This window comes from Leuconostoc mesenteroides subsp. mesenteroides (assembly GCA_009676745.1).
In the GTDB taxonomy this organism is placed as follows: Bacteria; Bacillota; Bacilli; order Lactobacillales; family Lactobacillaceae; genus Leuconostoc; species Leuconostoc koreense.
Map to the genome: position 1 here is coordinate 834,625 of CP046062.1, position 25,007 is coordinate 859,631.

Sequence of the window (25,007 nt, forward strand, 5' to 3'; positions counted from 1 at the left end):
GTGATTTGTGCCTTTCAATTAGCTACACAAGTCGGTTGGCTTGCCATTGGTATTGGGCTATTTGTCTTAGCTTATATCCTAGCGCCTAAAGGTGGTCAATCATGAGTATTAAAAATCCATTTGAAACAAGGCAGATGATTACACCTAGTAATTACATGCCTTTTATTTTTGCTGACAGTGGCGTGGCTATTGTCCCTAATGATTTGATTAGCGCTGATGTTGCTTTACACAACAGTGACCTATACAGCGTAACAAGCCTTATCAGTGCAGATATTGCAGGTGCTATTTTTACAGGAAGTAATCCCAACGCCTTGAACGTTTTGAATAAGCCAAGCCATTTGACGAGCCGTTACAATTTTTGGCAGACGGTTGTTTTGGAGATATTGCTATCAGGTAATGCCTTTGTAGTGATTGATGGTCAAGAATTGCGCTATGTTCCTAATCAGAATGTGATGCTTGATTTAACCAATGATGTGCTGACTTATCAAATTACACCCTTTGGCGATTATCAAGGTGGGACATATCAAGCCAGTGCTGTACTTCATTTCAAGATTATGGCTCATGGTGTCAATGGTGCTGAATTAATCGGTCACAGTCCACTAGAAAGCCTAGTGAATGAAGTTCAACAGCAGGAACAAGCCAATCGGTTGTCGTTGAGTACGATAGCGAAAGCACTTAATCCCACGTCAGTTATCAAAGTACCTGAAGCAATAGTGAGTCCTGAAGCTAAGGATAATATCCGTAACGAGTTTGAGAAAGCCAATACAGGTGCGAATGCTGGTCGTACTTTGGTATTAGATCAGAGTGCAGACTTTCAAAGTATCTCAATCAATGCAGACGTTGCCAAGTTCTTAAACAATGCAATTTATCAACGGACACAGATTAGTAAGGCATTTGGTGTCCCTGATAGCTACTTAAATGGTCAAGGCGACCAACAAAGTAACTTAGAAATGATACAGAGCATGTATGTGAATGGTTTAAATCGTTACATTGAACCAATTATTAGTGAAATACAAGCTAAGTTTAGTGACGATATTTCATTAGATATGAGTAGCATTTTGGATTATTCCAACGCCACTTTAAAGCAAGATTTACTGAATTTTGTTGATAAAGGTATCTTAGACGGCTCTCAGGCGCAAAAAATCTTAGTTGACAAGGGGGTAATCAATTTATGAGCGATAAAGAGGTTAGAACCTTTGATATTAAAGGGTTAGAAGTGCGTGATGCCACTAGTGATGACTTTATTGGTCAAATTAGTGGGTATGCCGTTGTATTTAATGAACCGAGTGAAAACTTAGGCGGGTTTATCGAATATGTTAATCCTGATGCGTTTAATAATGTCAATCTAAGTGACGTAGTTGCTTTGTATGATCACAATTTTGCAAACGTATTAGGCAGAACATCAGCAGATACCTTAAAACTTGATGTTGATAAAAAGGGCTTGCATTTTATTTTAGATATTCCGAATACAACGTTAGGTAATGACGTATACACCAACATCAGAGCAGGTAATTTAAAGGGCATGAGCTTTGGCTTTACGGTTGATTCAGATGAATGGGGTAAGGAAACAAACGACACACCAAAACGAACTATCAACAGTATAGGGGCGTTATATGAAGTGTCAGTAGTTACTATGCCCGCTTATCAGGAAACAACCGTGGCAGTAACCAGAGCGCTTAAAAATGATGCCTACAAGCAAAAGATGTTGGCAATGTTGAAGCTATATGAATAAGGAGGAAATGATGAAAATTTCAGAAATAGAAACAGAGCTAAATGCTTTAAAAAAGCAAAAGGCAAACAAGATTGTAGAAGTTCGTGCATTAGCAGATTCTGATGATTCAGATGTGGCAGATGTGCAAAAGGGTGTTTCTTCTATTGATGACTTGCAAGAGCAAATTGATGCTTTACAGGCGCAATTAGATGCCATTAAAAAAGCACAAGGGCTGTCAGACGATTCAACTGATGACAGTACACGAGATGATGACCCAGATTTACCAGAAGAACGCAGTTTGAAAGGACGAGAAAACATGGAAATTAAATTGAATCAAGAACAAGAAACAGCCGAAGTACGAGACTTCATGCACTACTTAAAGACTGGTGAAAAGCGTGACAACGGTATTACCACAACTGATGCAGGTGTTGTCATTCCAAAAGAGATTTTGGATATTCAAAAAGTACCAACAGATGTGCGTAACCTGTCTGCTGTTATTAATCGTGTCTCTGTTACATCAGGAATGGGTTCACTGCCAATTCTACAAAAGAATACGGCACGTTTAACAACAGCAGAAGAACGAGCTGAAAACCCTGAAATTGCAAAGGCAGTTTTGAAGAGTGTCGATTATAAGGCACTTACTTATCGTGGTGCTTTGCCATTGTCTATGGAAATGGTACAAGATGCACCTAACCTTAAAACATTGCTCAACACGTATGTTCAAGAGGCTAAGGAATTAACAGAGCAGTACCAAATTGGAAAGATTTTGCAAACAGCCACTGCTGTGTCAGCAACTACAACTGATGACTTAAAGACAGCATATAATAAGGGCTTGGCAAACTATCAACGCCAATGGATTGTGACTGAAAGTTTCTACAATGCTGTTGATTTGTTGAAAGATGGTAATGGTCGTTACTTGTTACAAGATTCAATCGCTAGTGCATCAGGTAAGGCATTGTTTGGAGCTAGTGTACTTGTTGTTTCTGATGATGTGCTTGGTGTTGATGGTGATGCAAAAGCCTTTGTTGGTGACCCTAAAGCCTTCGTGTTGGAAGCTATGCGTTCTGATGTCGCGATTGAATGGGATCACAATGAAAACTTTGAACGTATTCTCGCAGTAGCTTTGCGTGCAGACTTTAAGCCAGCTGACACTAATGCAGGTAAGTTCATTACATTTGGTTCAGGTAAGTAAACTCATGTACCCAGTAGTGGGTGCGTACATATTAAATAACCACAGGAGGTGGCACATGGCGTTAATTACACCACAAGAGCTACAAGATGAACTAAATATTGATGATGAAGAGAACGAGCTTCAAACACTTACGAGCTTGATTAGTGGCGCCACTGCCATGATTAAGGCATCTATTCAAATGAAAATCACAGATGATGATATTTTAGCGGTTGATGCAGAGCTGTATAACCGTTTGATTAAGACATTGGCTACTTCAATGTACTATGATCGTGAATTGAGTAATGGTTATTCAACTGGAGTTCGTATCATGTTGACAAATCTTAGAAGTGAGATTGTGGGGGCTGCCAATGCTTAGATATAAATTACTTAAATACAAACCAAGTGACTTCAATAAAAGAGCACAGTTTGGCACAGTTAAATCAGTGGTTAATCCTAACACAGGACAAAAAGTTAAACAGTTTGTCTCGCAAATAGGATTAAAATATGCGCCACGTACTCGTAGCATGACACAGCAATATTCCATTACAGGAACAAGTTTAGAAGACACTATTTTGATTGTAGTGAGGCATAACAAAGCGATTAATAAGAAGTTAATTGTTATGTTACCAGATAAAACTTATTACGATATTGCTAGTATCAGTCCAGATGATTCTAACAACGTGATCACATACGATATTGTAACTTTGAAATTAAACACATCAATACAATAGGGGGCATTATGGCTATTCAAACAATTATTATTATTGGCATTCCACTGTGGTTGATAGCATGGAAAATGTATACAACAATAAAGCTATTAACCAACGAAATTAACTACTTCTCAAAAGAAATCAAGGGGGTAGTTGAGAGTATGGAACGTCTAAACAGTCAAGTACAAGTACATGAATCTAAAATTAAGGCATTGGAGAATAAATGATGCAACAATTACAACGTTGGCCAAAGTGGTTAAACAGAAATGAAGCACATCAATATATCAGTGTTGCTGATAACACATTCATGAAACATTATGTTAAGAATGGCAAGGTAAAGGGCTATCCGACAGAACATGGTATCAGATATGATCGTGATGAAATTGATGAAGCAGTGAAACATTACTACGATTAAAACGTGCAACCAGTCAAATAGTGTGAAATAATGAAAGCGTGTTAGTTTGAAATTACCACGCTTTTTTATTTTGACCTTTTGTCTCAATCATCAAAAGGAAGTATAAAAATGCAGATAAAACAAGTTGATAGCAAACATGGTAAAGTCTATGAAGTTGTGGGCTACATTGGTAGGCATCAGGACGGAACGCAAGCAAGAGCCAAGAAACGAGGTTTTGACAGTAAACGTAGTGCACAACAGTGGTTTAACAATGAGGTGGCTCTGTTTAGCAATGGACAGAGTAAATACAATAAAAAAACAACCCCTAACGTTATGACCGTTAAAGAGTTGTATGATATGTGGATAAACACCTATCAGCAAAGCGTTGAAGAAAGTACGTTAGGTAAAACCATGACCATATTTAGGCTTCACGTGCTTCCACAATGGGCTGACATCAAGGTAAATGAAATCAAACCCATTGACTTACAACTATACATTAACACATTACAACGAGAAATGCAGATGTACAGAAAAGTTACAGGGTACTTCCGTAAAATGTTAGATGTGGCTGTAAAGATGGATATGATAGAAAATAATCCATTTGTTAAGGTTGAGTTACCAAAAGAGAGACGAGTATTTGATAAGCCTAAGCAATTCATGGAGGCATCAGAATTTAAAGAGTTTATAGATGTTTTAGATAAGAAATACCAATATGTCAATCGACAGGCATACACACTGCTTAGATTAGGCGCTTTCACTGGTATGCGAACAGAAGAAATACTTGCGTTAGAATGGCAACATATTGATTTTGATGGCGGTTATATCAGCATTGAGCAGGCATTGGGCCGTGGCTTGGCAGGTAGCACTTATCTAAAAGAACCAAAGAGCAGAACAAGTAAGCGTACTCTGAAAATTGAGAGTTCAATGGTTAGAGCATTGGCTAGTTGGTATGATACCACCCAATATAAAAATGATGATGATTTTGTATTCACCAATGGCGGTAAGACATTACAACCGTTACGACCTAATAAGTGGCTACATGATGTTAGTGATAGGTATGGTGTAGCAGTTGGCTTATCAATGCACAAATTACGCCACACTTGGGCTACATTGGCTATTGATCAGGGCGCAAGTGTTAAGCAGGTACAGACATATTTAGGTCATGCAGATGCCAGTATCACACTTAATATTTATAGTGGGATAACTAAGCGAGCGAGTGATGAAACAGGTAGTATTTTAAACGGACTAATTGATTAAAATAACACACAAAGTAACACAAAACGCCTTATGTACTGGTGTTAAAGGGTTTTATAAACTCCCTCTAGCGCTATTATAAAAAAACGATCAATATTATTATTGACCGTTTTTTTGTTGGTAACCACATGTATGTCGTTAGTTGCCAAGAAAATATGAATGGTATTTCAAAAATAGGTGTGGTGCTTTAATCAAACCACAAGATAAAATATCATGGATTTAGGGTTCAAGAAACCACGGTGTGTACTATTGAATTAGTAGGGCGGATATGGTTTGATCATTTGTTAAATGATTAAAAAGAGAAGAATCCGTCATATGCTGGAGGGGTTGATTAAGTTGACAGTGTTCGGATTTTTCACGTACAATGGTAAAGTATCAAATTATCATTTTCGTGGTAATTTCAACATGAAATGGTCGATACATTGCTAGAAATGGAGAAGACACATGGCAAATGAAAAACATCCTGCAGTATGGTATGAACATCTTCATACTGAAAAGTATACAGGTGCTCGACGAGGTCGTATTCACACGCCACACGGTACGTTTGAAACACCGATGTTTATGCCGGTTGGCACACAAGGTGCTGTAAAAGGTGTGGGCACACGCGAATTAAAAGACATTGGTTCACAATTCATTTTAAGCAATACATATCATCTATGGGTACGTCCTGGAGATGAATTAATTGCTGAAGCAGGCGGTTTGCATAAGTATATGGGATGGGATCAGGCTATTTTAACTGATTCTGGTGGCTTTCAAGTTTTTTCATTGTCTGATGCACGTAAATTAAAAGAAGAAGGCGTAACTTTCCAGAATCATGTTAATGGTGACAGAATGTTTCTATCACCTGAAGTAGCTATGCGGATTCAAAATAACCTTGGGTCTGATGTTATGATGCAGCTAGATGAAGCCATTCCTTATTTTGAAACTTATGATTATATCAAGAATTCAATGCAACGCTCATTACGGTGGGCTGAGCGAGCTAAAGTAGCGCATAAGAAGACAGATACACAGGCTTTATTTGGTATTGTTCAAGGAGCAGGCTTTAAAGCTTTGCGTACTGAATCGGCTAATAACTTGGTCGATATGGATTTACCTGGATATGCAGTCGGTGGTCTATCAGTCGGTGAATCGAAAACTGAAATGAATCGTGTTCTTGACTTCACCATGCCACTATTACCAGAAGATAAGCCACGTTACTTGATGGGGGTAGCAGCACCTGATTCATTAATAGATGGCGTTATGCGCGGTGTTGATATGTTTGATTGTGTATTACCAACTAGAATAGGACGCAAGGGAACATTGATGACACGTTATGGTCGGGTTGTCATCCGAAATTCAAAATATAAAAATGATTTCACGCCGTTAGATCCTGATTTGAGTTATTACTCGCCAAATCCTATTCGTAAGGAACAATTTGGCAATTTAGCGCAGTATGATATTCCAGGCTACAATCCTTTTAAAACATTAACTCGTTCTTATTTACATCACCTATTTAATGCAAATGAATTATTGGGAGCACAATTGGCTTCGGAGCATAATTTGCGTTTCTTATTACAATTCATGGAAGATATGCGTACTGCTATTGAAAATGATGAACTGTTAGCTTTCCGTGAAACTGTTATGGAAGAATATGGATATAATAAGCCTAATGCACGATTATTCTAAGTTTGGTATAATAATAGTATTAGCAAAATGAGTGAAAGTTACTGTGAAATGGAACACGTAGCTAAACTCGCTTAAGAAAGTAGGAGTTAGAATGTCGTTGAATTTGATTTTGCCATTAGTAATTATTGTGGCAATGTTCTGGTTTATGTCACGTCAGCAAAAGAAGCAACGTGAACAACAACAAAATATGCAAAAAAGTATGCAAAAAGGTAGCAAAGTTGTTACCATTGGTGGTTTGCATGCAGTTGTTGATAGCGTGGATAACGCTGCGAAGACTGTTGATTTAGATGCTGAAGGTGTTATTTTAACATATGAATTATCAGCTATTCGTTCTATTAGCAATCCAGTAGATACTGAAAAGCCAACTGTGGCTGACATTACACCTGCTGATAAGGTTGAAGAAACAAGTGAAAAAATTACTGACGATGCTGAAAAGCCAGCAGATGACAAGTAATATATAGTGGCAGTATAATAAAAGGAAGCGTAAGCTTCCTTTTATTATGGAGAAAATATGAAAACAGTCACAAAAGTTATGTCGGATGGTACAAAAATTGTATATGACGAATATGGTAATGATCAGTTAAAAACTGTTTTTTTATTACATGGAAATGGTAGCTCCGCTCGCTATTTTAAGCGACAATTACCTAACTATACGGCATACTTTCATGTGATTGCGATAGATTCTCGAGGACATGGTCGCTCTTCTAATACAAAAAAATCTATTAATATGGTAGATGTGATTCGTGATATCGACGAATTGAGACAAGGACTTTCTATCGATAAAATAATTCTAATTGGTTATAGTGACGGTGCAAATATTGCATTGAAATATGCCGTTAAAAATCCAAATCATGTTTCTAGAATGGTTTTGAACGCGCCTAATCTAACGGCCGATGGTGTTTATCGTATTTTATGGTGGGGGGATGCTATTGCACGATTTGTAACTGAATTATTTTCACCAATTAGTCAGAAAGCACGTCGCCGTCATGTACAACTTCATGTCATGAGTGAGCCGCTGAATATTACACGGGCACAATTAAAGACACTAGCTATACCGACATTATTTGTTATCGGGCAATTTGATGTCGTTAAACGGCAACACATCGAAAATATTTCAAAAATTATGCTAGTTGCCAAAGTTTTGATTCTTCGTGGCCACGGGCACTTCGTAACGTACACCAATCCGCGGAAGTTTGCACAGTTGATTACACCATTTTTACTTGGGGGAAAGCATGAAGGGTATTAATCACGTTTTATCAAAGTTAATTATATTAGTTATGACACTGGTGTTGATTAGCCAGCTGTTCATTATGACACGAGAAATCACGTGGCATGCAATTTTATCGACAATGAATGACATTGCTTGGTGGCAAATGGTATTGCTATTGTTAGCTGGATTTTTGGTGATTGTACCAACGTTATTCAATGATCTTATTTTGCGAGAATGGCAAGGTTACGAACTAACTACGAGTGAAATGTTGCAGCGTGCATGGTTAGTTAATATTTTCAACCTAAATGCTGGTTTTATTGGTGTTTTAAGTGTATTTTTACGACGTATTTTTTATAATGATCAGCCAAAAGAAAAGCTGATTAAGCCGTATATACAAATGTATATACTTGGACAAAGCGGTCTACTCTTTGCAACTATTATTGCTTTTATCATTTTAATATTAGATTCTAGTAGACAATTAACAGAACAATTAATGTGGTTAGCTCTGTTCATTTTAGTAGCTATTATTGGGATTATTGTTTCCTTTAGTAAACGAATAAATATTTGGCAAGATTTGAAAAGTATAGTTGTTATACGTTTTATAGTCAATTCAGTTATTACGCTGTCCGCTCAAGTAGGGTTGTTTATATTAATTGGTCGTTTTATTGATATTGATATTAGTGCATCAGAAATAATACTTAGTTTTATTATTGCTAGTGCAATTGCTCTGATCACCATGACACCTGGGACCTGGGGTTCATTTGACGTTGCAATTATCATTATGTTGTCGTTTTTTGATGTAACCCGTGTGGATGGTTTTATCTGGCTCATATTGTATCGCGTTAGTTATAATTTATTTCCTTTATTGAGTGCTGTGGTTCTTTTATTTTTACGTATTTCTAAACGAATTAATGCTAGTTTTCGAGGTGTGCCACATTACGTTGCTCAATCGGTTGTTCACCAATTTTTGATTATTATACTCTATTTATCTGGTGTGTTGTTTGTCTTAGCAGGCACAATGCCAAAAGTTGCAGCACAAATATTCGTTTTTAATCACTTACGCTCTTGGCCGGTCACATATACCCTAATCAACCAATTACCCAATATTTTATTTGGCTTTTTAATCTTAATTAGTGCACGTGGCATTGCTAATCGGGTACAACGTGCTTATGGAACGACTATTGTTGTCTTGTTACTAGTGGCTACATACGTATTTTTCTTTTACCAGTATGTGCTCCCGTTATTTTTGATAGCCATTATGCTAATAGCAGCATTGTTTAGTAAAAAGTCTCTGTATAGGAAGCAGTTTATTCATTCCTGGGAAGAGCAAGTCGTAGATTTTCTGATTTGGGCTGCACTAATTATTAGTTATTTGGCTTTGGGCGTGATTAATCTACCGCCAATTCATCACCATTTCCGCCATGTTAGTAGCTTACCATCTATGCATTGGTGGTATGTCGGTCTCATTATGATCAGTGTGGTCTCTATTTCTGGTTTGGCTTTGTCTAAATTTTTGCATGCACAGCAAATTCAGCTTGGAGTAAGCTTAGATGAAGCAAGAGTGAATAAAGTTTTGGCGATAGGTGATAATCATTACACTAATCTCGTTTTTTTGGGTGATAAAAGATTATATTTTTACCAAATCGATGATGAAGATGTTGTTGGTATTCAATTTCGAATTATTAACAACAAGGCGATGGTTATGGGCGACCCTTTTGGGAACGAGGAGTACTTTGCTGCAGCGATGGAGCAATTTGTAAACGAGTCAGATATTCTTGGTTATGTGCCAGTTTTTTATGAAATTAGTGAAAAAATTGCCATGATAGCTCATGAATTCGGTTATGATTTTTTCAAATTAGGTGAGGAAGCATTGGTTATCCTTGATGATTTTTCGACGGCTGGTAAAAAAATGCAGAATATTCGTTCTGAAATGAATCAGGCAACGCGTGCTGGTTTCAAATTTAGAGTATTAGAACCACCATTTAATCATGACGTGTTACAGCAAATGAAAATAATTAGTGATAAATGGCTTGCTGGACGTGAAGAAAAAGGATATTCACTTGGGTTCTTTGATGAAAATTATTTGCAGCGTGGTGCCATAGCTGTACTGGAAAAAGAAGGACAAATTGAAGCATTTGCAACGCTAGTGACTTCATATACAGAACAACAAATGTCAGTTGACCTAATGAGATTTACGCATGCTGCACCAAATGGTGTCATGGATGTCTTATTCGTCAATGTATTTGATTATGCTAAACAGCGACATTTTAAAATATTTAATTTGGGTATGTCACCTTTGGCTAATGTAGGCCAGCATCGCCAAAGTTTTGGACGTGAGCGCTTGGCTAATTTGGTCTACCAATTTGGATCAAAGGTTTATTCCTTTGAGGGCTTACATCATTATAAAAATAAATTTACTAAAGTTTGGCAGCCGATGTATATTGGCTACTCAAGAAAAAGTAGCATTGTTGCCGTTATGGTTGGCTTGTTAAAAATAGATAATAGAGGAGTAAAACATGCACCGAAAGAAGATATAAGATATACTAGAAGCAATTAAAATAGGAGGAAAAACATTTAGCATAAATTGTAAGTGGCTAAATGTTCTGATAAATAATGCCAATGCATCAATACTTCATGGGAATGAGTCAACTTGAACTCATTAACCGAGCTCCAGGTTTTTTTAAATACCAGCCCCATAGTGTAGCCTCACACTCATGGAAAGTCACTCAAATTGCTCAATTTTTAGCTGATGTTGAAGAACAAAATGGTGCTCAAATTAATTGGAAATCAGTTTATGAAAAAGCTTTAAATCATGATTATACAGAAAGATTTATTGGTGACATTAAAACACCAGTAAAATATGCGACATCAACATTACGTTCAATGTTAGCTGATGTTGAAGAATCAATGACAGAAAACTTTATTAAAACAGAAATCCCTGAACAATTTCAAGCTGCATATACACGCCGCCTAGGCGAAGGAAAAGATGATACGATTGAGGGTAAAATTTTATCTATTTCTGATAAAATTGATTTGCTCTATGAGGCATACGGTGAGTTAGAAAAGTTTAACCCGGAACCTGTCTTTGTGAATATTTTTCAAAGTAGTTTGGAAGCACTCGCTGAATTCACAGATATGGCCAGTGTGAAGTATTTAGCAAAAGAAATATTACCAGAAGTTTTTAAAGAAGATTTCATTCATAAGGATTTATTGTTCGACTTAGCTAAAAGTCTATTACCTGATTTTGCTGAGGTGGTTAAGAGTTAATATGGAAAAGAACTACATTGCGCGTATGCGTGAAAAAGTCGGGCATGAAGGCATGATATTTGTCTCTGCATTTGGTGTATTGTGGAATGATGCACATGATGCAATATTATTAGAAAAACGTTGGGACTCCGATGATGGCTGGGGATTTCCTGGTGGTTATCTTGAGTACGGTGACTCACCAATGCAGGCAGTTAAACGAGAATTTAAAGAAGAAACGAATCTGGATGTTAAAGTCACTCGCATGTTAGGAATTGCTACAAATGAGGTAGAAAAAAATTCTTGGGGTGATGCGCAAGAAACCATTGGCATTGGGTTTGAAGTTGAACATGTTGGTGGTGAGATGTTGAAAGATGGTACTGAAACGCTTGATTTACAATTCGTGCCAGTTTATCCAGAGCCAAAAATGTTCGTTCCACAAGCACAAAAAACAATGCATCTGATATTGACACAAAATGAGATTAGTGAACAACCTTGGATGAGGGAGACGAACGAATGAAACTTTATGTTGTACGTCATGGTCAGACAATATTTAACATATTAAATAAAGTGCAGGGTTGGGCTGATACACCGCTAACCAAGAAAGGTGAAAAAGATGGCCAGGAAGCTGGTAAAAGACTAAAAAACGTAGCTTTTGATGCAGCTTTTTCTTCAGATACTTCACGTGCGATGCATACAGCAGAATATATCTTAGCTGAAAATATTCACGAGCACACCAGGTTACAAATTACACCAGAATGGCGTGAATACTTTTTTGGTAGCTTTGAGGGTGGTAGTAATGATGTGCTGTGGGGTGCTGTGGCTAAAGAATTTGGTGTTGCTAAAGGGACACCAGATGCTATTGCCGCAGAGGTGCAAGATATGACGGCAATTATGGACAAAATTTACGAAGTGGATCCAGAACATCTAGGCGAGAACGCTACAAGTTTTTGGCAAAGAATAGACGCCGCATTAGAGAAACTTCTCATGACACAAAAGGCTAATGCTAATGTCTTATTGGTTACACACGGGCAGCTTATAGGTAATCTAGCACAGCACTATGGCCATTTTATCAAAGCTGAAAGACCCAAAAATGGTGCGGTAGCAGTTTTCAATCTTGATAATGATGGCTTGCAAGTGGAACTTTTTAATGATATTGACACTATATTTTGATAAAATATGGTCAATACTTTATTTTTTTTAAGAACAAATTGATCCAAACAAATCGTTTAATGATAATGTTTTCACTGATGTTTCAGAAAACACACTCGTTATTTTCTTCACAAAAAGTGTATTAAACGATTGACATTTCATGGTGGAACCGGTTACAATATTATGGTAAGCGATTATCATAAATGAAGGAGATAACATGGTTAAACAAGATAGTTTGCTCACTAAAATTGCTTTTTTGGGCATTTCATTTGTCTTGACAAGTGCATACGCTATTAACGGCGCATTGCCACAAATGACAGAGGCATTGCATATTTCATCTACCGAAGCGCAAGTGCTGGCCACTACACCTTCTATTACTGTGACTATTTTTGTTCTTTTGAGCAGTTTTATAGCTGCTAAATTGGGCGATAAAAATACAATCATTTTAGGTGTAACATTGGTTGGAATTGCTGGAGTGATACCATTTTTTACTGATTCATATGTACTTATTTTAGCATCACGAACGGTATTAGGTGCTGGATTTGGTATTTTCAACTCACTGGCGGTCTCCATGATTGCTGTGATGTATGATGGCAAGACACGGTCTTCGATGCTTGGATACCGTGCAGCTGCTGAACAAGTCGGACAAGCAGTATTAACATTGTTAGCAGGATTGTTGTTAGCATTTGGTTGGCACGCAACATTCTTGGTATATCTAATTGCATTTCCGATTTTGTTCTTGTTCATTAAGCGAGTTCCTGATACATCAGAAATGACACCGCTTAAGACAGAAACAACGGACAGCACACAAGTGGAAGAAGTAACTCGTATTAGTCCCTTAGTGTTGTTACTGACACTATTTGCTGCTTTCCTTGTGATTGATTATATGGCCATTCAACTAAGCTTTCCATTTATGGCGGCTGACTTGAAGGGAGACGGATATAATACTTCACCAATATTGTCAGCCATGTTGATTGCAGCAACAATTGGTGGTGTGACATATGGTTGGTTTGTTGCTAAGTTTGGTCGTTTCACACTACAAATTGGATTAGTATTAATGGCACTTTCAAATTTCTTGGTTGCCTTCTCAAATGGAAACTTTGGTATGTTGATTTTAGGAGTTTTGTTAATAGGATTCCCGCTACAACTAATTTCACCATTTATTTTTAACCAATTACCAAAGTTGGCACCACTTGCACGCCAGTCATTGGTAACATCAATCATATTAATCGGATTTAACGTTGGTGTATTCGTTGAACCGATGGTTGTTGCAGCATTTGCAAAAATCATTGGTCATGGTGGTGGCAGTGCTGCGGCGTCAGCCTATGCAACTATTCCATATTTGGGATCAGTACTTCTTATTATCGCAATTATTACAATTATAACTAACAGAAAGCAGGAAAAATAATTATGGAAATTCAAAACAAAGCAATGCTTATCACATATGCTGATTCATTGGGTAAAAACCTTAAGGACGTTCATAAGGTATTGAAGGAAGATATTGGTGATGCTATTGGTGGTGTTCACTTGTTGCCATTTTTCCCATCAACCGGAGATCGTGGTTTTGCACCGTCTGATTATACACGTGTTGATTCAGCATTTGGTGATTGGAGTGATGTAGAAGCATTAGGTGAAGAATATTACTTGATGTTTGATTTCATGATCAACCACATTTCACGTGAGTCTGTTATGTATCAAGATTTCAAGAAGAATCATGATGAATCAAAGTATAAGGATTTCTTCATTCGCTGGGAAAAGTTCTGGGCCAAGGCTGGTGAAAATCGTCCAACACAAGCTGATGTTGACTTGATTTACAAGCGTAAGGATAAGGCACCAACTCAAGAAATTACTTTTGATGATGGTACAACTGAAAATTTGTGGAACACATTTGGTGAAGAACAAATTGATATTGATGTAAACTCAGCTATCGCTAAAGAATTTATCAAGACAACTCTTGAAGATATGGTGAAGCATGGGGCTAACTTAATTCGTTTGGATGCCTTTGCATACGCTGTTAAAAAAGTTGACACAAATGACTTCTTCGTTGAACCTGAAATTTGGGACACATTGAACGAGGTTCGTGAAATTTTGACACCTCTAAAGGCCGAAATTTTGCCAGAAATTCATGAACACTATTCAATTCCTAAGAAGATCAATGATCATGGTTACTTCACATATGATTTTGCTTTGCCAATGACTACACTTTATACATTATACTCAGGTAAGACAAATCAATTGGCTAAGTGGTTAAAGATGTCACCAATGAAGCAATTTACTACTTTGGATACGCACGACGGTATTGGTGTTGTTGATGCACGTGATGTCTTGACTGATGAAGAAATTGATTATGCATCTGAAGAGTTATACAAAGTTGGTGCTAACGTGAAGAAGACATATTCTTCTGCTTCATACAACAACTTGGATATCTATCAAATTAACTCAACATATTACTCAGCTTTGGGAAATGATGATGCTGCGTACTTACTGAGTCGTGTCTTCCAAGTGTTTGCACCTGGTATTCCACAAATCTATTATGTTGGTTTGTTGGCCGGTGAAAATGATATTGAATTGCTTGAATCTTCAAAAGAAGGTCGTAATATCAACCGTCACTACTACTCAGTTGATGAAGTTAAGGAAGAAGTTAAGCGCCCAGTTGTTGCTAAATTATTGAAGCTTTTGTCATGGCGTAACAACTTTGCTGCATTTGATTTGGATGGATCAATTGATGTTGAGACACCATCTGACACAACAATCAAGATTACTCGTAAGGATAAGTCTGGTGAAAATGTTGCAGTCTTGGTTGCTAATGCTGCTGATAAGACATTCACAATCACTGCAAATGGTGAAGAAATATTAGTTAACAAAGAAGCTGATAAGAAACAATTCTAATGTTAAATATATAAATGATTAAAAAATCAGTACGAAAAGTACTGGTTTTTTATGTGCTGAAAAATAGTAAATAATTAGTATATTTTACATTGACAGGAAAAGTAATCTTTCCTATACTAATTGCGTATTAAGTAGTTGAAAAATGACATTCTATAGCGTAACATTAATTTTTAATGTCTTGAAAGAGGAAATAAAATGCAAATTTTAAAAGAACATGCAAAGCCGTATACTCGTGATATTATGTTTTCAATTATTGCGGTGGTTATTATGGCTGTTGCATCATTGTGGCAACCACGGTTACTGCAACAGGTTATGAAAGCAATTATCGCTGATGATCAAAATAAGGTTATTACTTACGGATTTCAACTGTTATTTTTAGCTTTAATCGGATTGGTCGCTGGTGTAATTAATACAGTTTTTGCATCCAAAGTTTCACAAGCGATTGCTGCAGATATTCGTGCACACGAGTATAAAAAAATACAATCATTCTCATTTGGCAACATTGAAAAGTTTTCAGCAGGTAACTTGGTTGTCCGTATGACAAATGATGTCAATCAAGTGCAGCAACTAATCATGATGATTTTACAGTCTTTGACACGTATTCCGATACTGTTTGTAGGTGCTTTTATTTTGGCATTGATTACATTACCGCGTTTGTGGTGGATTGTCATTTTAATGGTTGTATTGATTTTTATGGCTTCGCAAGTGATTTTTAAGCAAATGGGAAAGTTCTTTGCTAAAATTCAAACGCTAATTGATAAAACGAACACATTAGCCAAGGAAAACCTTCAAGGTGTTCGTGTTGTCAAGTCTTTTAACCAAGAAGAAAATGAAACGAACCGCTTTACGGATAATTCTAACAAGTTGACGCATGTCAACACGACGGTTAGTTATTTATTTTCAACTATGATGCCGATGTTCATGTTAATATCTTATGTTGCCATTGGCGCAGCTATTTTAATTGTAGGCCGCGATGTTGTCAAGCATCCTAATGATTTAGTTGCGATTACTTCTTTTACTTCCTATTTAATGCAAATACTCTTTGCTATCATGATAGGTGGTATGATGGCCACCTTTGCATCCCGTGGTTTTGTTTCTCTAAGACGTATTAAAGAAATTTTGGATACCACACCAGACTTAATCTATGCACAAGATGCGCCCGAGCGTGATTTGAACGGAGACATTTCATTCAAAAATGTTTCTTTTACCTATCCTGGAGATACTAAACCAGCTTTAAAAAACGTAACGTTTGATATTAAATCAGGTGAGATGATTGGTATCGTCGGCGCAACTGGATCGGGTAAGACAACACTTGCACAATTAATTCCAAGATTATATGATCCTACGGAAGGTGAGATAGCTGTTGGTGGTGTAAATCTTAAATCAGTAAATGAAAAATCGTTACGAACTGCGGTTTCGTTTGTTTTACAAAAGGCTATATTGTTTAGTGGTACGATTGCAGCAAACTTGCGTCAAGGTAAAAAAGATGCTAACGAAAAAGATTTTCAAAAAGCTGCTGAAATTGCACAGGCTGCGGAATTTGTTAGCCGGTATGAAGATAGTTTTGACCATACTGTTGAAGAGCGGTCTGCCAATTTCTCTGGTGGTCAAAAACAACGTCTTTCTATAGCGAGAGGTGTTGTTGGTAGTCCTAAAATATTGATTTTAGATGATTCAACATCGGCATTAGATGCGCGATCTGAAAAGCTGGTTCAAGAAGCACTTGATCGAGAACTAAAAGGAACAACGACAATTGTAATTGCTGAAAAAATTAGTTCAGTTATTCATGCTAATCGCATTTTAGTAATGGATGAGGGTAAGGTAGTTGGTATCGGTACACATAACGAGTTGTTAAAAAATTCACCTGTCTATGCTGAAATTTATCAAACACAAAAAGCGAAAGGGGCAGAATAATGGCAGATATTAAACAAGCAATTAAATATTTCGCAAAATACCTTAAGCGTTATTGGTTAGCATTGTCTTTTGTTGTTGTTGTGACAATAGCTTCAACTTATTTTCAAGTTAAAGCACCAGTCTACATGGGAAAAGCCATCACAGAATTATCGACCTATTTAGGTCAATATTTGAATCCTCAAACGCAGGCTTCTGCTAGCAAAACACCTTTCTATCATGCGCTGGAAGCAATGATGGTTTTCTTTGCCTTAACAGCATTGACAATGTTTATTTCTAGTTTTATATCTAGTCGTATTAGTTCAGAAGCATCAGGTCGAATGAGAATTGGTCTATTTGCTAAATTGCAAAGGATGACGATTAAATATTTTGACACACATCAAGATGGTGAAATTTTATCTTTGTTCACGTCTGACTTAGACAATATTTTTAACGCGATGAATCAAGCTATTTTCCAACTTCTATCACAATCTGCTTTGTTTGTTGGCATCATTATTATGATGTTTCAGCAGAATGTCAAATTAGCATGGGTGACGATGGCTTCGACCCCAGTTGCTATTGTTGTTGCTTGGTTTGTGATTAGTCGTGCTAGAAAATATATTGACACGCAGCAAGCTGAAACCGGCCGTATGAATGGCTATATTAACGAACAAATTAATGGTGAGAAGATTATTATCACGCAAGGATTGCAACAAGAATCAATCGCTAATTTTGGTCCTTATAATGAGCGAGTGAAGCAAGCTACTTATAAGGGACAGATGTATTCTGGTATGTTGTTTCCTCTAATGCAAGGATTGTCATTGTTGAACTTAGCTATTGTGATTTTCTTTGGATCATGGTTAATTGTTCATGACGGTATGGATAAGTCGGTTGGCTTGGGATTAATTGTGGTGTTTGTTAACTATTCACAGCAATATTACCAACCAATTACACAAATCACATCTATTTATAATATGTTGCAGTTAGCTGTTACTGGGGCCAAACGTTTGAGTGATGTCCATGAACAAGCTGAAGAAGTTAACCCTGAAAATGGTCAGAAATTAGCTAACTTAAAGTCAGGTGTTACTCTAGAAAATATTCATTTTGGATATAATGATGACAAAGAAATTCTTCACGGCGTTTCAATTGACGTTAAAAAAGGCGAGATGATAGCCCTTGTTGGTCCGACCGGTTCAGGAAAAACAACAGTTATGAACTTATTGAATCGATTCTATGATGTGACAGAAGGTGCTGTGAAGTTTGATGGCACTGATGTTCGTCAGTTAGACTTGCAGTCTTTGCGTGATCATATTGGCATTGTGCTGCAGGAATCAGTATTATTTAGTGGTACTGTTGCAGACAATATTAAATTCGGTGAACCGAATGCTACCGAAGAAGAAATGATTGATGCTGCCAAACAAGCGAACATTCATGACTTCATTATGACTTTGCCAGAAGGTTATCAGACCAAAGTAGATGACGAAAATTCAGTCTTTTCAACAGGGCAAAAACAGCTATTATCAATCGCTCGCACAATTTTAACTAATCCGGATTTCTTAATACTAGATGAAGCAACATCTAACGTGGATACGGTAACAGAGGCAAAAATTCAAGCAGCGATGGATAATGTTATTGCTGGACGCACGAGTTTTGTTATTGCGCACCGATTAAAAACAATACTTGGTGCTGACAAAATTGTTGTTCTTAAAGATGGTCAAGTGATTGAAAAAGGATCACATCAAGAATTAGTTGCTGAAGGCGGATTTTATTCAGAATTGTACCATAACCAAATGGTATTTGAGTAACATAGAAAAAACCAACAAATATTTTGAATTCCTAGGTTGTAAAGGATGAAAAAATATTTGTTTTTTTTATGTAAAGAACAAATGCATCAGTATTCGACCATTTTTACGTAAAATGTTATAATAGCAGTATTGCTTTTATAGAAATTTGTATATTTTTAAACATTGGAGAAAACAATGAACATTGGTTTGTTTACGGACACGTACTTTCCACAAGTCAGTGGAGTTGCGACTTCGATTAAGACACTTAAAGAAGCACTTGAAAGTCAGGGGCACGAGGTTTATATTTTCACATCTACTGACCCCAAGATACCTAAAAATAAATTTGAATCGCATATTTATCGTTTTTCCAGCCTACCATATCTTGGATTTAAAGATCGGCGACTCGCATTTCGTGGCTTGATTCAAGCTGTTGAAATCGCCAAATCCGTACATCTTGATATTGTACATACCCAAACAGAATTTTCTTTGGGTTTAATGGGTAAATTTGTAGCACGACAATTAAAAATTCCTGCTGTTCACACCTATCATACGATGTATGAAGATTACACCCATTACTTTGCTAAGGGAATGTTGATTGGTCCACATGGCGTCGGACGTATTATGAAGATTTATATGGCTAGTATGGCGGGTGTGATTGCACCGTCGAATCTCGTTCAAGATACGTTGCGTCGTTACGGTGTTACTGCGCCTATGAGAGTTATTCCAACAGGTGTGTGTTTACCAGAGCATAGCACGAAACAAACTAACTTACGAGAAAAGTATCACTTCTCTGAATCACAACCTATTGTTTTGTCGCTGGGACGTTTAGCGTTTGAAAAGAATATTAGTGTGACAATTTCTGTATTTTCTGAGGTATTACAGACCATACCCGAAGCACGGTTAGTTATTGCTGGCGATGGTCCAGCACGTAAATCTCTAGAAGAGCAGGTTGAAGAACTCGCTCTGGCAGACAAAATAATATTTACAGGAATGGTCAATCATGACGATATCTTTGATTATTATAAAATGTCGGACGTATTTGTAAGTTCTTCAGATACTGAAACGCAAGGCTTAACATTTATTGAGGCGATGGCAGCAGATAGACCGTTTGTGGCTATACATTCACCTTACTTAGATAATTTGGTTGATAATGAAGCTATTGGTACATTGGTGAGTGATTATGATGAACTACTAGCAGGTATTACAAAATATCTTAGACGACCCAATACGGAACATGATATCGCTTATCGGCATAAAAAAATGAAAGACGTGGATGCAAATACTTTTGCAACACGTGTTTTAGCATTTTATGACGATGTTTTGGCCAGTTATCATGCTAGCGATGTGGAAGATGAGTATCCCAATGATGAAGAAGTGGGATATATGAAACGTATCCTACGTAATCCATTCAGGAGAAATTAATTGAAAGTTTTACTTTATTTTGAAAATCAAAATTTAATAGCTAAATCTGGTATTGGGCGTGCGTTAAAGTTACAAAAAGAAGCATTATCTTACACGGATGTTGAAGTAACTACTGATATCAAGTCCGTTGATTATGATATATTGCACATTAATACATATGGTGTGAATAGCCATCATATGGTTAATAAGGCGCATAAATTGGGAAAAAAAGTTGTTTACCATGGGCATTCAACTTATGAAGATTTTCGAAATTCTTTTACTGGTTCTAATGCTATTGCACCGCTATTTAAACGATACTTAGTATCGCTTTATAGTAAGTCTGACGCGATTATTACGCCGACACCTTACTCGAAGCAGTTGCTGCGCGGATACCGTTTAAACCAACCAATCATTCCTATTTCTAATGGTATTCCCTTAGAAAAATATCAGCATGACGATGATAAAATAAAAAAGTTTCGTGAATACTTTGACTTGGCAGATGATCAAAAAGTGATTATGAGTGTAGGGCTTTTCTTTGAGCGGAAAGGTATTTTAGACTTTGTTGAACTAGCTAAAAGGCATCCTGAGTATATTTTTATTTGGTTTGGTTACACTGATTTAAGATTAGTACCTCATAAGATAAGTCGTTTGATAAAAGGCAATCACCCACGAAATTTAATTTTTCCTGGATATATCGCTGGAGATGTCATTCGTGGTGCTTTCCAAGGTGCAGATTTATTTTTGTATCCTTCTCACGAAGAAACGGAAGGCATTGTGGTACTAGAAGCTTTAGCTTCCAAGCAAAATGTTTTAGTTCGTGACATTCCTGTATATAAAAAATGGCTACAAAATGGGGTAAATTGCTATAAAGCCTGTGATTTAGATGAATTTGAAATCAAAATGCAAAAAATTTTAACCGGGGAGTCACCTAACTTAAGTGAAACAGGCTATAAATTAGCTCAAACACGAAATCTACCTGAAATTGGGAAAAAGTTACAAGCGGTATATGAAATGGTGTTAGAAGGGTGAGTAATTGCGATGTTCAAACGTAATAGATTATCAATGATTGTCGTTATTGTTCTGACGGCTATTATCGTTTATTTTTTAACCAAAGAATTAAGTGGTAAAGGACACCAGTTGTCCGTAGCGTTGGAAAATTTGGATTGGCATTGGTTACTGTTTGGTCTGCTCACGATGATTTTATCAATTTTCCTTGAGGCGGCTGCGACAAGGACCTTATTGAGCAAAGAAGATCGGCGTCACACCACAGTTTTGTCCTTATTAAGAGTTCCACTACTAAATTTGTTGGGAACAGGCGTCACGCCGTTTGCAACTGGCGGCCAGCCGGCACAATTATACGGCTTATCGCGATCTGGAGTAGAAACTGGTCGAGCAATGTCTGTTATTCTTATGAAGTTTTTAGTCTATCAAGTTGTTGTTGTGGTATTCTTTATAATAGGCTATATCTCTGCCGAACATTTTATTTATCAACAGGTTGATCCCACCTTCGCAACATTCATTCCTTTTGCCATAGCAATTCATGCTGTAGTAATTATTGGGATTATATTAGTTATGTTTTGGCCATCATTAACATTACGCTTAGTTGATTTAGTGTCAATAGTTGTAAAAAAGATGATGCGTCGCGAGCGTTTTGAGCGATTAATTGCGAATATTAAGCAAAAGATTGATAATTTTCATACCGAATCACGTCGCGTGATTAGCAGTTGGCAAGCATTGATTGGCGCCACTTTTTTTACTTCACTACAACTAATTACGTTCTATATGATACCTTATTTTGTCATACGTGCCTTTGGATATCAGTCTGTTAATCCATGGCTGATAGTAACAATGAATATTATGATTGTTATGGTGATTTCTTTATTTCCTATTCCAGGTGGTGTTGGTGGTGCGGAGCTTAGTTTTCAATTATTGTTCTCACCTTTTGTTAAAAATCCAGCGACATTGATTCTCGTTATCTTACTCTGGCGATTTATTACTTATTATTTTGGTATCTTTGCAGGAATCATTGCTTACATTATTCCTGCTCACCATTATAGGAGAAGTGACGATGCTTGACAACAAATACAATACGAGTAATTTGAAACAAATTTTAAGTCGGTTACGTGCTATGATTGATTCAACAGATGGCAGCGTACAAACGCGTCGTTTTGATGCTTTTGGCATTGAAGCTTTACAGGTTACGTATGATCAATTGACAAGAATCTGGACAGTTCAAGAACATCGTGAAATACGACAGTTTCAGTTTGATGACATTGATTTAGTTGCAATTGAAATTTATGATGTTTTACATGATTTCAAACTAATTTATTAGGAGGGTGCCCAACACATGCGATTAGGATGTTACCAGGCACGTTTATAACAAATGATAAGTTTATTAAAACGCATCTCAAACCCCAAAAACCTCTGGCACCAAGTAAAACGGACCATGGATACTTCGGCACCGATAGTTTGGTTTTTTATATTAAACGTCGTTCTGGTGTGGTTGAAGACATATGCCGAATATCATATGAATTTTAATTTAGGCGTGGAAGGTTCAACGCAGCAATTTTTACTATTTTTGAATCCCATTCCAACGGCTATTATATTTTTAAGTATTTCCTTGTATTTTCGTGGTGTAACCAGTTATTGGTTGGCAATTATTTTTAATTTGATTCAATCAGTATGGTTATTTGCGAATATGCTATACTACAGAGAATTTTCAGACTTCCTATCGATGGGTATTTTGGGTTCAGGTAGTTCAACTGGGACAAATCTTGGTAAATCGATTGCGGCAATTATTCATTGGACAGATTATCTTGTATTTATTGATATTGTAATCTTAATTCTACTGGTTGTTTTCAAGCAATTAACGATTGACCATAAAGGTGTTCAAAAAAAGTTTGCTATTTTAACAACACTTTTTGGTGTCATCTTGATGTTAGTAGATTACGGTATCGCATCAACAGATCGTTCAGGTTTATTGACTCGTTCGTTTGACAATAATTACATTGTTAAATATTTAGGATTGAATGAATATGCTGTGTTTAATGCTGTACAAACGTATAATCAAACTGAAAGTCGAAAACGAGCAAAGCCATCTGATTTAGCTGAAGTAAAAAAGTTTGTTGCTACGCAAAAATTACCTGCCAATATTCAGTATTATGGTACGCAAAAAGGTAAAAATGTCTTTATGATTCATTTGGAATCATTTCAGCAGTTCTTAATAGATTATAAAGTTGATGGGCAAGAAGTTACCCCCAACCTGAACCAGTTCTATCACGATCAAAATACACTCAGTTTTGATAATTTTTATAACCAAGTTGGTCAGGGTAAAACATCTGATGCAGAGATGATGCAAGAAAACTCTCTATATGGTTTGGCTACGGGGTCTGCCATGGTCAAGTATGGTACGAGTAATACGTTTGAGTCATTACCAGCTATCTTAGGACAAAGAGGCTATACAACTGCCGCCTTCCACGGGGATGTTGCAAGTTTTTGGAACCGGGATAACACCTATAAATCATTTGGTTATAATTACTTTTTCTCTAAAGCTTATTATGCTAATGCAAACAAAGCAAACTATAACATTGGTTATGGGATGAAAGATAAAATTTTTTTGCGAGACAGTGCGAAGTATATTGAACAGCTCCCACAACCATTTTATGCGAAGTTAATAACTGTAACAAATCACTATCCATATGATTTAGATAAACAAAATATCAGTTTCCCAGCAACAAAAACTGGGGACAAAACAGTTGATGGTTATGTTCAAACAGCGCACTATTTGGATCAGGCATTTGCTGAGCTGATGAATTATCTTAAAGAAGTTGGCTTGTATGACAACTCTGTATTTGTTTTGTATGGTGATCATTATGGCATTTCTGAAAACCATCAAGATGCCATTGCACAGCTACTTGGTAAAGATAAACTTACTAATAATGACTTAGCTACCTTCCAAAAAGTACCATTTATGATTCATGCGACAGGACTAAAAGGTTTTGTTGACCATACATATGGCGGTGAAATTGATATGTTACCAACTTTAATGGACGTTCTTGGTATTCCAGATGAGAATATGACCATGTTTGGCCAAGATATGCTATCTTCTAAGTACGATGGTAAAGTTGTTTTCCGTGATGGTGATTGGGTAACGCCAGCGTATACGAAATATAATAACCAGTATTTTAATACTAAAACTGGTGATCAAGTTACGCTCAAATCAGATAAAAGATTACAAAAAGTTGCCAAAGAAATGTCCGATTATGCAACAAAAGTTTTGGGTCATTCAGATGCAGTTATTACAGGCGACTTACTACGCTTTGATACGTCAAATTCTGATTTTAATCTGATTAACAAAAAGAATTATAGTTATAAAAAAGATGAGGGACTAGCTTCCCTTAAAAAAGCACTCGAGTCTAACCCTTCGAGTGTATTGGCTAAGAATAAAGGGAAATCAACACTTAGCGATTATGTCACAGATGCACCGGAATTAAAAAACGATTCTGATGATGATGACAAGTGATCACAAAAAAC

At 36.8% G+C, this 25,007-nt stretch carries 24 protein-coding genes; all 24 read left to right on the forward strand.

Annotated features, from left to right (window positions below; genetic code table 11):
• Positions 1–101: 101 nt before the first annotated feature.
• A complete protein-coding gene (locus tag GJV51_04320) occupies positions 102–1,175 on the forward strand; it encodes a phage portal protein (GenBank protein ID QGM25228.1) in 1,074 nt (357 codons plus the stop codon).
• On the forward strand, positions 1,172–1,732 hold the full coding sequence (locus tag GJV51_04325; protein ID QGM25229.1) for an HK97 family phage prohead protease: 561 nt from the start codon (positions 1,172–1,174) through the stop codon (positions 1,730–1,732). The genes GJV51_04320 and GJV51_04325 overlap by 4 nt, the downstream gene beginning before the upstream one ends.
• Positions 1,733–1,742: 10 nt before the next feature.
• Positions 1,743–2,903 (forward strand): phage major capsid protein, encoded by a 1,161-nt coding sequence (locus GJV51_04330; GenBank protein ID QGM25230.1) that lies wholly within the window; start codon positions 1,743–1,745, stop codon positions 2,901–2,903.
• Positions 2,904–2,958: 55 nt separating this feature from the next.
• Positions 2,959–3,258 carry a phage gp6-like head-tail connector protein gene (locus GJV51_04335; protein QGM25231.1) on the forward strand — a complete coding sequence of 100 codons (300 nt, stop codon included), beginning with the start codon at positions 2,959–2,961 and terminating at the stop codon, positions 3,256–3,258.
• The gene (locus GJV51_04340; protein ID QGM25232.1) at positions 3,251–3,613 is read left to right on the forward strand and encodes a phage head closure protein; all 363 of its coding nucleotides are present in this window, start codon (positions 3,251–3,253) and stop codon (positions 3,611–3,613) included. The genes GJV51_04335 and GJV51_04340 overlap by 8 nt, the downstream gene beginning before the upstream one ends.
• Before the next feature lie 8 nt (positions 3,614–3,621).
• Positions 3,622–3,819 (forward strand): hypothetical protein, encoded by a 198-nt coding sequence (locus tag GJV51_04345; protein QGM25233.1) that lies wholly within the window; start codon positions 3,622–3,624, stop codon positions 3,817–3,819.
• Positions 3,819–4,007, forward strand: a complete 189-nt coding sequence (locus GJV51_04350) for a hypothetical protein (GenBank protein ID QGM26104.1) — start codon at positions 3,819–3,821, stop codon at positions 4,005–4,007. Before GJV51_04345 ends, GJV51_04350 begins: the two co-directional genes overlap by 1 nt.
• A 108-nt stretch (positions 4,008–4,115) precedes the next feature.
• On the forward strand, positions 4,116–5,243 hold the full coding sequence (locus tag GJV51_04355; protein QGM25234.1) for a tyrosine-type recombinase/integrase: 1,128 nt from the start codon (positions 4,116–4,118) through the stop codon (positions 5,241–5,243).
• 441 nt (positions 5,244–5,684) lie between these two features.
• Positions 5,685–6,905, forward strand: a complete 1,221-nt coding sequence (gene tgt / locus GJV51_04360; protein ID QGM25235.1) for a tRNA guanosine(34) transglycosylase Tgt — start codon at positions 5,685–5,687, stop codon at positions 6,903–6,905.
• A gap of 91 nt (positions 6,906–6,996) precedes the next feature.
• On the forward strand, positions 6,997–7,359 hold the full coding sequence (gene yajC / locus GJV51_04365; protein QGM25236.1) for a preprotein translocase subunit YajC: 363 nt from the start codon (positions 6,997–6,999) through the stop codon (positions 7,357–7,359).
• 57 nt (positions 7,360–7,416) lie between these two features.
• Positions 7,417–8,151 (forward strand): alpha/beta fold hydrolase, encoded by a 735-nt coding sequence (locus tag GJV51_04370; GenBank protein ID QGM25237.1) that lies wholly within the window; start codon positions 7,417–7,419, stop codon positions 8,149–8,151.
• Complete coding sequence (mprF, locus tag GJV51_04375) at positions 8,138–10,672, forward strand: bifunctional lysylphosphatidylglycerol flippase/synthetase MprF (protein ID QGM25238.1); 2,535 nt, start codon at positions 8,138–8,140, stop codon at positions 10,670–10,672. The genes GJV51_04370 and mprF overlap by 14 nt, the downstream gene beginning before the upstream one ends.
• A gap of 56 nt (positions 10,673–10,728) precedes the next feature.
• On the forward strand, positions 10,729–11,382 hold the full coding sequence (locus GJV51_04380; GenBank protein ID QGM25239.1) for an HD domain-containing protein: 654 nt from the start codon (positions 10,729–10,731) through the stop codon (positions 11,380–11,382).
• 1 nt (position 11,383) lies between these two features.
• Positions 11,384–11,878 carry an NUDIX domain-containing protein gene (locus GJV51_04385; protein ID QGM25240.1) on the forward strand — a complete coding sequence of 165 codons (495 nt, stop codon included), beginning with the start codon at positions 11,384–11,386 and terminating at the stop codon, positions 11,876–11,878.
• Positions 11,875–12,531 (forward strand): histidine phosphatase family protein, encoded by a 657-nt coding sequence (locus GJV51_04390; GenBank protein QGM25241.1) that lies wholly within the window; start codon positions 11,875–11,877, stop codon positions 12,529–12,531. The genes GJV51_04385 and GJV51_04390 overlap by 4 nt, the downstream gene beginning before the upstream one ends.
• Before the next feature lie 196 nt (positions 12,532–12,727).
• On the forward strand, positions 12,728–13,918 hold the full coding sequence (locus GJV51_04395) for an MFS transporter (protein ID QGM25242.1): 1,191 nt from the start codon (positions 12,728–12,730) through the stop codon (positions 13,916–13,918).
• A 2-nt stretch (positions 13,919–13,920) separates the two neighbouring features.
• The gene (gene gtfA / locus GJV51_04400; GenBank protein ID QGM25243.1) at positions 13,921–15,399 is read left to right on the forward strand and encodes a sucrose phosphorylase; all 1,479 of its coding nucleotides are present in this window, start codon (positions 13,921–13,923) and stop codon (positions 15,397–15,399) included.
• 195 nt (positions 15,400–15,594) lie between these two features.
• Positions 15,595–17,313, forward strand: coding sequence for an ATP-binding cassette domain-containing protein (locus GJV51_04405; GenBank protein QGM25244.1), 1,719 nt, complete (start codon positions 15,595–15,597; stop codon positions 17,311–17,313).
• Positions 17,313–19,094 carry an ATP-binding cassette domain-containing protein gene (locus tag GJV51_04410; protein ID QGM25245.1) on the forward strand — a complete coding sequence of 594 codons (1,782 nt, stop codon included), beginning with the start codon at positions 17,313–17,315 and terminating at the stop codon, positions 19,092–19,094. The genes GJV51_04405 and GJV51_04410 overlap by 1 nt, the downstream gene beginning before the upstream one ends.
• Before the next feature lie 174 nt (positions 19,095–19,268).
• Entirely contained in the window at positions 19,269–20,495 is a 1,227-nt protein-coding gene (locus GJV51_04415; GenBank protein ID QGM25246.1) for a glycosyltransferase, read from the forward strand.
• Positions 20,496–21,503: a glycosyltransferase gene (locus tag GJV51_04420; GenBank protein QGM25247.1), complete on the forward strand. Its 1,008-nt coding sequence runs from the start codon at positions 20,496–20,498 to the stop codon at positions 21,501–21,503.
• Positions 21,504–21,512: 9 nt separating this feature from the next.
• Positions 21,513–22,550 (forward strand): flippase-like domain-containing protein, encoded by a 1,038-nt coding sequence (locus GJV51_04425; protein QGM25248.1) that lies wholly within the window; start codon positions 21,513–21,515, stop codon positions 22,548–22,550.
• Positions 22,543–22,806 (forward strand): DUF1797 family protein, encoded by a 264-nt coding sequence (locus GJV51_04430; GenBank protein ID QGM25249.1) that lies wholly within the window; start codon positions 22,543–22,545, stop codon positions 22,804–22,806. Before GJV51_04425 ends, GJV51_04430 begins: the two co-directional genes overlap by 8 nt.
• A 51-nt stretch (positions 22,807–22,857) precedes the next feature.
• A complete protein-coding gene (locus tag GJV51_04435) occupies positions 22,858–24,996 on the forward strand; it encodes a sulfatase-like hydrolase/transferase (protein QGM25250.1) in 2,139 nt (712 codons plus the stop codon).
• Positions 24,997–25,007: the final 11 nt, after the last annotated feature.

Coding starts and splice junctions, on each gene's coding strand:
- GJV51_04425 (QGM25248.1), top strand. CDS start 21,513: ATGTTCAAACGTAATAGATTATCAATGATTGTCGTTATTGTTCTGACG.
- GJV51_04395 (QGM25242.1), top strand. CDS start 12,728: ATGGTTAAACAAGATAGTTTGCTCACTAAAATTGCTTTTTTGGGCATT.
- GJV51_04410 (QGM25245.1), top strand. CDS start 17,313: ATGGCAGATATTAAACAAGCAATTAAATATTTCGCAAAATACCTTAAG.
- GJV51_04325 (QGM25229.1), top strand. CDS start 1,172: ATGAGCGATAAAGAGGTTAGAACCTTTGATATTAAAGGGTTAGAAGTG.
- mprF (QGM25238.1), top strand. CDS start 8,138: ATGAAGGGTATTAATCACGTTTTATCAAAGTTAATTATATTAGTTATG.
- tgt (QGM25235.1), top strand. CDS start 5,685: ATGGCAAATGAAAAACATCCTGCAGTATGGTATGAACATCTTCATACT.
- GJV51_04340 (QGM25232.1), top strand. CDS start 3,251: ATGCTTAGATATAAATTACTTAAATACAAACCAAGTGACTTCAATAAA.
- GJV51_04435 (QGM25250.1), top strand. CDS start 22,858: ATGATAAGTTTATTAAAACGCATCTCAAACCCCAAAAACCTCTGGCAC.
- GJV51_04380 (QGM25239.1), top strand. CDS start 10,729: ATGCCAATGCATCAATACTTCATGGGAATGAGTCAACTTGAACTCATT.
- GJV51_04370 (QGM25237.1), top strand. CDS start 7,417: ATGAAAACAGTCACAAAAGTTATGTCGGATGGTACAAAAATTGTATAT.
- yajC (QGM25236.1), top strand. CDS start 6,997: ATGTCGTTGAATTTGATTTTGCCATTAGTAATTATTGTGGCAATGTTC.
- GJV51_04415 (QGM25246.1), top strand. CDS start 19,269: ATGAACATTGGTTTGTTTACGGACACGTACTTTCCACAAGTCAGTGGA.
- GJV51_04355 (QGM25234.1), top strand. CDS start 4,116: ATGCAGATAAAACAAGTTGATAGCAAACATGGTAAAGTCTATGAAGTT.
- GJV51_04330 (QGM25230.1), top strand. CDS start 1,743: ATGAAAATTTCAGAAATAGAAACAGAGCTAAATGCTTTAAAAAAGCAA.
- GJV51_04350 (QGM26104.1), top strand. CDS start 3,819: ATGCAACAATTACAACGTTGGCCAAAGTGGTTAAACAGAAATGAAGCA.
- GJV51_04345 (QGM25233.1), top strand. CDS start 3,622: ATGGCTATTCAAACAATTATTATTATTGGCATTCCACTGTGGTTGATA.
- gtfA (QGM25243.1), top strand. CDS start 13,921: ATGGAAATTCAAAACAAAGCAATGCTTATCACATATGCTGATTCATTG.
- GJV51_04335 (QGM25231.1), top strand. CDS start 2,959: ATGGCGTTAATTACACCACAAGAGCTACAAGATGAACTAAATATTGAT.
- GJV51_04320 (QGM25228.1), top strand. CDS start 102: ATGAGTATTAAAAATCCATTTGAAACAAGGCAGATGATTACACCTAGT.
- GJV51_04430 (QGM25249.1), top strand. CDS start 22,543: ATGCTTGACAACAAATACAATACGAGTAATTTGAAACAAATTTTAAGT.
- GJV51_04390 (QGM25241.1), top strand. CDS start 11,875: ATGAAACTTTATGTTGTACGTCATGGTCAGACAATATTTAACATATTA.
- GJV51_04385 (QGM25240.1), top strand. CDS start 11,384: ATGGAAAAGAACTACATTGCGCGTATGCGTGAAAAAGTCGGGCATGAA.
- GJV51_04405 (QGM25244.1), top strand. CDS start 15,595: ATGCAAATTTTAAAAGAACATGCAAAGCCGTATACTCGTGATATTATG.